6 protein-coding genes are annotated in these 7775 nt (G+C 63.1%); 3 read left to right on the forward strand and 3 right to left on the reverse strand.

The features are described 5' to 3' along the window. Both MKK52_RS12170 and MKK52_RS12175 read left to right on the forward strand, forming a co-directional pair. Nucleotides 1-356: hypothetical protein (locus tag MKK52_RS12170; RefSeq protein ID WP_243954123.1), on the forward strand; the 356-nt coding region annotated here is incomplete at its 5' end. Between the two features lie 153 nt (nt 357-509). Next, on the forward strand, nt 510-1565 hold the full coding sequence (locus tag MKK52_RS12175) for a zinc ribbon domain-containing protein (RefSeq protein ID WP_243954124.1): 1056 nt from the start codon (nt 510-512) through the stop codon (nt 1563-1565). Nucleotides 1566-1587: 22 nt separating this feature from the next. On the opposite strand, the gene MKK52_RS12180 is transcribed toward MKK52_RS12175, so the two are convergent. Beyond that, nucleotides 1588-2127, reverse strand: coding sequence for a DUF2059 domain-containing protein (locus MKK52_RS12180; RefSeq protein ID WP_243954125.1), 540 nt, complete (start codon nt 2125-2127; stop codon nt 1588-1590). A 390-nt stretch (nt 2128-2517) separates the two neighbouring features. Here MKK52_RS12180 and MKK52_RS12185 point away from each other — a divergent pair, with 390 nt between their 5' ends. Beyond that, nucleotides 2518-3333, forward strand: coding sequence for a helix-turn-helix domain-containing protein (locus MKK52_RS12185; RefSeq protein WP_243954126.1), 816 nt, complete (start codon nt 2518-2520; stop codon nt 3331-3333). Between the two features lie 2279 nt (nt 3334-5612). On the opposite strand, the gene MKK52_RS12195 is transcribed toward MKK52_RS12185, so the two are convergent. After that, nucleotides 5613-6527: a manganese catalase family protein gene (locus MKK52_RS12195; protein ID WP_243954128.1), complete on the reverse strand. Its 915-nt coding sequence runs from the start codon at nt 6525-6527 to the stop codon at nt 5613-5615. A gap of 724 nt (nt 6528-7251) precedes the next feature. Then, entirely contained in the window at nt 7252-7680 is a 429-nt protein-coding gene (locus MKK52_RS12200; RefSeq protein ID WP_243954129.1) for a hypothetical protein, read from the reverse strand. Nucleotides 7681-7775 lie beyond the last annotated feature (95 nt).

Raw genomic sequence — 7775 nt, forward strand, 5'->3', positions numbered from 1 at the left:
TCGCCCTTCGCGCCCATCTGGAAGACGCGGCACAGACTGCCCTTGATGCAGCGGACAAGATCATCGCCGCCTTGGATCGGATCGACGGCGCTGAGACCGCCCCGGAACCCGCCTTCAAGGCCATGACGGCGCACGCGGGACAGGTGATCCACCTGCGCGAGCCCGTCCCGCCCGCGCCGACCCCGGAGCCGAAGCCGGAGGCGCCGACCGAGGCCCCGCCAGTCGAGCCGGAAACTGTCATCACCGCGACGGCAGAGGTCCGCCAACTGTTCCCGCCCCTGCCGTGGGGCGGCGCTGGCAATGTCGTGGCCGCCGCCGGCTGCGCGGTCCTGGCTCTTGTCGGGATGCGTGCCTGATGCCGACCATGCTCACCGCCCTCCCTCAGACCACAGCACCACCCGTCCGCCCCTCGTCAGTACGAAAGGACAGACCGGCTCAATCGGCTTAGGTATAGAGAGCGTACCGAGTGTGATCTCGGTACCATTCCCGGTTCGGTTGAGGATCATCGGTTGAGATCAGGTGTCAGGCTGTCCGAGCGGATGTTCGCCTCCATCCTCTGGCTCGTGGCCTTGGCGTTCGCTGTCTTCCTTATTGGGCTCGGATCACTCGTCGTCGGCGACCTACCGAACGTCGAGCACCGTTACGCTCTCGATCAGTTCCTCGACCGTAGTAAGTCAGACGCGACCGCCGCAGCGTTGAAGCAGGTTCGTCGTGAACGGGCGGACAACCAGCAACAAGCGGAGCAAACTCAACTTGCCCTCGACGCGGCACGCTCGGCCTCCGAGGCGTCGCGTGAGACCTTCGCGAATTGGCTCAAGACACGTGATGCCACTCAGCGCGTGGACCAAGATCCCGGCCTCATCGCCCGTACACGGCAACTCGATGCACTCAAAGCCGCCGAACGGACGGTGGAGGAGCAGCAAGAAGGTTTGGCCAAGGCGGATCTCAACCTCGCACAGAGGGAGACTGAGTTAGAGACTATCGACAACGAGCAGCGCACCGCAGCCCAGCAGAAGATGGACGCGGCCGAAAGCGGACAGGAACTGCGCGTCTTCGGCTACCGGCTGGCGCTGACCCTACCACTTCTCACCCTAGCTGGGTGGCTGTTGCTGAAGCGGCGACACACACGCAACTGGCCGTTCGTATGGGGCTTCACGCTCGCGGCCGCTTTCGCATTCTTCGTGGAACTCGTTCCATATCTGCCAAGCTATGGAGGCTACGTTCAGTACGGCGTCGGAGTCGTATTCACGCTCGTTGCAGGGCGTGCGGCCATCAACGCTCTGCAAGCTTATCAGGATCGGCAACGAGCGGCCGAAGCACGACCTGACGAGCAACGCCGGACTGAGATCGCAACAGATCAGGCGCTGCTGCGGCTTTCCAAAAAGGTCTGTCCGGGTTGTGAGCGGCCAATCGACCTCGCCAACCCAAACGCTGACTTCTGCCCGCATTGCGGGATTGGAGTGTTCGAACGTTGCCCAACTTGCAGTCACCGCAAGAGCACCTTCGAGCGGTTCTGCTACGCCTGTGGCAACCGGACGGGCGAGGTCGCCACGCCAGTGCCGTGAGCAGGTATGTGACGTCAGCCGTTCAGTGCGGCTTCGCTTGCCCACCCGGGGCCCAGCCGTGAGCCTGAACCGCCTTGACGATCTTGCTCTGTATCTCGGGCATCACGGACTGCATCCACTGCTGCATGCCCGTCAGCTGCAGCTGTGCCAACTGCGGCTGGGCCGCTGCCAGATGCTTGCCAGCGGCCGTGGCATAGAACGCGGCGATGGCCTGCAGATCGTCCTTGTTGAGCACTGTCGCGAACCCACGCGCCTGGATGTCTAGCAGCTCATCGTAGTGCGCGGTCAACGTGGGCATTACTACCTCCTGCACCAGCACCTGCGCCTTGTCGGGCTCCTTGATGCCGATCTGTTGCATCATACCGACCATCGGCGCAGCCATAGCGTTGAGCGTCGCAGTGCGATCCCCTTGCATCTGGGTGACAGTCTCACGCGCGACTTTGAGGGTCGCTGGATCTGGTGCTGCGGCTGTCGCCACCTGCTTTGGCACGCCCTGAGCAAAGGTCGCTGCTGGCATCAGGATGCTGAGGGTAAGCCCAGCAATGAGATGGGGGATGCGCATGATCACTCCGCCGATGAGAGCGCTATCGAGCGCCGGATCGTACCGCTATCACAGGTCCGTGAAGCAAGTCGCCTAACCGCAGACGCCGATCTCGTCAGGAGCAAACGTTGACTTAACCACACGCCCCGGCCGACATGGGCGGTCCCGGCTGCGCTCGCCCTGGCGAGTCGTGAGCCGGCATCAGGAGAGATCGCCGCGAGATAGACCCTGAAAAGCCAACGGGCCCCCATCGCCAAATGGGAGCCCGTCGAAAACCTGGGGCCGTGTGAGGGCCGGTGTCACTACCTCCTCACAAGCCATGACCTCCTTCGGGAGTCAAGCGAAAGCGCCAACTTTCGCACCGGGGAAGCTTTGCCTGGACCCTGGATCGCGGCCCGTGAGGGTTCGTGAATGAACACCTATGCCGACGCGATCCGCCGACAGGCGGAGGATGCGCCGCGTGCCGCGCTGCCGGCCGTGGCCTCTGCGATGTGGCGCGCTTATGCCGAGGAGCAGATCACCGAGGCCGAGGCCGAGACGCTGGCCGTCTTGATCGAGGCGCGGCGATTGTCGAGCGCCGCACACAGCGGTGGACAGAGCCCGAACCCAACGGGAACCCCTACCGCTCGCGTGACAAATGCCCCGCATGATCGCCAGAGAAGCCCCAGGGCGGCCACGGGCTCCCGGCCGCGCACGGATGCCAGCCTTGAGCGCCGCCGCCGTTGGGCGGCCTCTGGCAGGCTTCCGCCGGCCCTCGCCGCAAGGTTCAGCCTCGCGGAGCAATCGGCCTTGAGCATCGTAGCGGCCGAGACCGCCCGCCGAGGCGATTGCCGCCTGTCCGTCCCGCACCTCGCCGCCGTGGCTGGCGTGGCCGAGACGACGGTGCGGAACGCGATCCGCGAGGCCCGCAAGCTCGGCCTGCTCACGGTAGAGGAACGGCGCGTCACCGGCTTCCGCAACCTGCCGAACGTGGTGCGGATCGTGTCGCCGGAATGGACGGCCTGGTTACGCCTGGCGCGGAAGGGGGCACCACCACGGGATGCCCTTGCCCCGAAGGGGATAATGGATCGTTCTCCCCTTAGCCGAGGGGGAGGGTGCAAATTCCCGAACCGCACGTCTACTCAGGTTCTAGAACAGGGGAAAACGAGACCGTGCCAACTCCCGAAAAGCGGGATTGCAGTCCCGGTTTCGCCCTCGCGGTCAAGGTCGCGGAAGGCAGGCGCATGAGGCCGCCGCTGTGCTATGGAGGGCGACGCGCCGGCCTCACGCTGAGCGGGGTTGAAGGGCTACCGGGAACGGGCGGGCCGGGCAGCGTCGCGCCTTCTCGATACCCGGTAGGGGACCCGACATGTTGAGGCGCTGACGAAGGGCCGAGCCTATGCCGAAACGCGGGCGCCAGGATCCCAACAATGCGGCTCCGGTTCAGGTCGCAGCCTAAGCCTAGAAGAGGCGACCCGCTATGTCGGGATCAGTACCAACAAATTAGCCTTCGCATTTTGCAACGCTTCGGCGCGCTCTACGCTTGTCTCTCGATGAACACCGTCCGTCATGGCCGCTCGCTGATCCTGTTAGGCTCGTTTCTCGCCTACTCTGCGACTGCTCAAGCTGAACCAGCTACGTTGAACGTCCCAATCCTGTTGCACGGTTCTATTGGCCAGGATGCCTGTCCCCAACGAGGTCGAGCTGTCGGCACTGGAGAGAATACAGGCGTCGTTGTTCAAGGCGGGCCAAACACGGGTTTTCGGGAGGTTGGGCAGCTGCACGATGGCGACGTTGTTTTGATATGTGAACGGCTCGGGTCGTGGCTCGGTATCGTCTACGGCTCCGAACCGTTGGGCTGTCAGACGACAGTCCTGCTACCAACGCAGACAGAGTATACTGGCCCCTGCAAGCGCGGCTGGGTGCAGGCAGATAGGATCACGGACGATCCCAGTTCGCAAAACTCAGCCAAGCAGCCCGATGAGCATGAGAGCACCGGCCAGGAACAAAGCCGATGAGACCAGTACGGCGGTGCCCTCGCAGTGATCGAGGATGACGGTGCGAGAAAGTGCGAACATGATCGATGCCGGATCGCGTGTGGATCCGAGCAGCCTGGGCGTTAAAGCTTGACCGAGGTGAGGCGAGGACGGTTATCCACATCGGGGACTTGGCCGCCGTCGTAGACATGTCACACCGTCGATAGGGCAGCGCTATCTCATCGAGCCTCTGATTGAGGGGCGCTTCATCGCCTCTACTCCGCGGCTCCACCCAGCTTCTGCGTCGGGATTGCGCGGCTCGCGTCCGCGCGGTGCATGACCATCAACAAGGCATACCAGCAGCGTCAAGACGAGCCAAACCTGCGAACGCATGAACGCCACTCTTACATATACCGAGCGATCCCTCTGCGCGTGAATGATTGACACCGGGTTTCGGAACAGCGGGGACGATCCGAGATTTACAGGCTATATCAAGGAATAAAGGGATATCCGATGACCAAGCGAATGACCGGTGTGGCTGTCATCGCTACGGCATTTATGGCCAGTGGCGTTCCTGCGTATGCAGCGGGAGGGTCTGGTATGCCCGTCAGCGCTGCACCTAAGCCAGCCGCCGATACGAATGACCCCGGCAAGACAGCGACGGACGCGGTAACGAATCCATCGACAGTGCCTCCGGCCACGGGGACGACGGGATCACCCGATGCCAACACAACCGGCAGTAAACCATCGCAAGGTTCCTCACCGGGTCGCTGATGTAGGCTGCGCAAGTCCCATCGGATGTTCGACCTAAAGGTTGAGATGCTCATGGCAGTTGCGCTACCCGGCCTCTTCCTGCCAGTTGCAATCGCTTGGTGGAAAGGCCGGGGGCTTGTGCCGATTGCCCTGCTCAGTTTGGTGTTCTGGCCCGGTGCCCTCGTGCTTGCACTTCGGCTTCAACGGCGTCGTGAAAAGCATAAAAGCTGAGGTCAGCATTTTGACCAAGCTGTAACGTATCGCATGAAGAGATGCGGTTTTGGCGGTGGAACTGGACACCGCAAGTGCCGGCTCACGGCCCGTGAGTTTCAGTACGACAGACCGTTCTTGAACGAACGAGCCCGGGCAACGTTGGACGACGGGATAGTTGCAAACTCGTCCCGGAGGAAAACGCTATGGCAATCAAGACACTCACGCTGGCCGTTACGCTTGCCGTCGCCTTCTCAGGCGCTGCTTTCGCTCAGACGCCGGCCGGAGGGGGCAGCGCCGAGGGCAACATGAACAGCCCTGGCAGCGTCAAGAGTGAGTCTCAGAAGATGGAAGAACGCGGCGGTACCATGAGCACAGGTGCCCCCGGCACGAGCGGTGGACCTCCGGTCAGCACGCCCGGTGCCGCAGCGGGTAGCGGGATGGGGAACGGCACAACCGGTAGCGGCGCGGCGCCAAGCGGCAAATAACAGGCTGAGGGGTCCCACGGATCACACCGTGGGGCCCGTCCATCCTTGCTCACCGCCGATCCTCGCCTCCAGTCGCGCTATGATCATTACGCGGCTGACATCAGCGCCCCTTCTTGTAGAGCTTGCTCGCGATCTCGAAGATCTCCTCGGGGGCATAATCCGGGGCGAACGCACCGTAGTTGCCGTCGAGTTCCGGGATCTTGCCGCCCTCAGGGGCACCATCGACCACCTCCAGATTACCCGGCGGGTCGCCTGGTAGCGCGACCTCGTCGTTCGACCACACGCCGGCCGCTTCGGCGTAATCGTCCGGACTGAAGGTGTAGAGGCGGCGGTGCTTACCCTCATCGAGATACTTCTGGCACTCGGGGATGCGCGACAGGTCGATGTTGGGCGTCGGCAGCATCTTCTCTATCTCGACGCCGGTCAGCTTCTTCAAGGCGAGCGCGTAGGCGTGAGCGTGAAGTGAACCGCGAACCAGCAGATAGCCGCAGACCTCACGGCCCGTCGGCTCGGTCATGGTCTCATAGACGCGCAGCTTGTGGATGCGGGCGCCGCATTCCAGGTGGAAGTTGTGCAGGAGGTCGATGATCAGATTACCGGTGGTCGTCACCATGTCCATGTTCCAGGACGCGGCGTTCGAGTTCATCGGCATGGCGCCGCCGCCGTTCGACAGAAAGCTGCCGGCAAGCCGGATGTCCTGCATGTCCTCGAATGGCGCCTTCGAGATGTCGACGTTCTTCTTCGGGTTGCCCGGCCCGTTGTTGAGCAGCGCGATGCCGGTCGAGACGAGTTCGACGTGGCCAATCTCTTCCGCGAAGATGCTCGACACGAGGCTGTAGAACGGCCGCAGCTTCTCCTTGTTACGGAAATTGAAGCTCTGGAACATGTAGTTCCCAAGAGTCGACATTTCGCCGTACTTGCCGCCAAGCAGCTCCTGCAAGGCTGCGGCCGCGTTCGGCTCAGGCCGCTTCGGCTCGGGCAGCTCCGTCAGGAGCTTATCGATCTTCATGAACATGCAGGCAGCTCCGTTTAGACGGGTCGCACTGCAGGGCTACCGACGGTAGGGGCAAACGTTCCCACCCGCAGCGATCACGCGCAGGTTCCGGCGAACAAGTTGCCCGAAGCCTGAGGCCTACCCCCTGGGGTCAACGGGGGCAGGCCTCAGTTGCGACTATGCTGACGACGCAGCGTACCAGAGAGCCCTGTCTTTGGAGCCGGTGCACTGCTTTCGAGGGCGTTCAGGCCTTGGCCGAGTCGCTGGGTACGAAGTTGACCGAGAGAGGCTAACGCGGCGTTACGGACGCAGCAGCCTCGATCTCGCTGCCGACTTTTCGCCCAGGAAGCAACTAGCGGTTTCCAGGGGTACCGCTGGTCCCAGCAGGCTTTGATCCTGATCCCGCGTCATTCGCCCCGGTGCTGTTCATGGTGCCAGAACGGCTCATCCCACCCGTCGTGGGGCCGCTACCGGCTGCACCGGGCGAAGACCCTGCGCCGGCATCATTCGGGCCAGTGCTATTCGCGGTTCCCGAACGGCTAGAACCGCCCGAACTGCCTTCTGCTGCCATCACAGGGCTGCTGAGAGCGAGGACGGCTGCGATGGTGAGTAGTGCCTTCATTGGCGTGTCTCCCTGTTGTCCGCTGGTCGGATGGAGGAGCCCGCCATACGGCAATAGGGCAATCGCGCGTCCGTGAACCCGTTCCTCGGCTTCAGCCAAGCGGCTCGGTGTTCATAGCTGTGACTAGACGTATGGCCCGCCAAACAGATCCCCCGACGCCTTCCGCCGGAACAAGGTTCGCCAACGCCGCCGCTTATGCTCCGGTCGGTCGTGGTTCATGTGGCACCGCTGGCAGACCGCCATGAGGTTCACGTCCCGGTTGTCGGCTGTGTCGTGGTTGCGGTGAGCCGCCGCTAGAATTACTCGCGTCGTCCGGACGGAGCCGAACACGTCGTCCTCCCCGACCGCGAGGCAGATGACACGGCCCACACCGTCGCGCCAGGAACCGGCCTGCGCGTCCCACCAGCGGCCATCTCCGAGATGCCAGACGATCTGGCCGTGCGGACGCCCGCAGCCCTCGCAACGGCCCTTAGCGCGGCGGAAGCGGATTACCGCCGACAGCTGTGGCCAGTCGATAGGGTAGAAGAAGCGGTGCTCGCGCCGGATCGGCATGGTGGGATGCGCAATGACTGGAAGCGTGACGGATTAGCAAGCCATTCAAGCCGGCACGGGGCTTGCGGACTGATCCGTATGCCTTGAACTTTCAA

The organism is Methylobacterium sp. J-067 (assembly GCF_022829465.1).
Classification (GTDB): Bacteria; Pseudomonadota; Alphaproteobacteria; order Rhizobiales; family Beijerinckiaceae; genus Methylobacterium; species Methylobacterium litchii.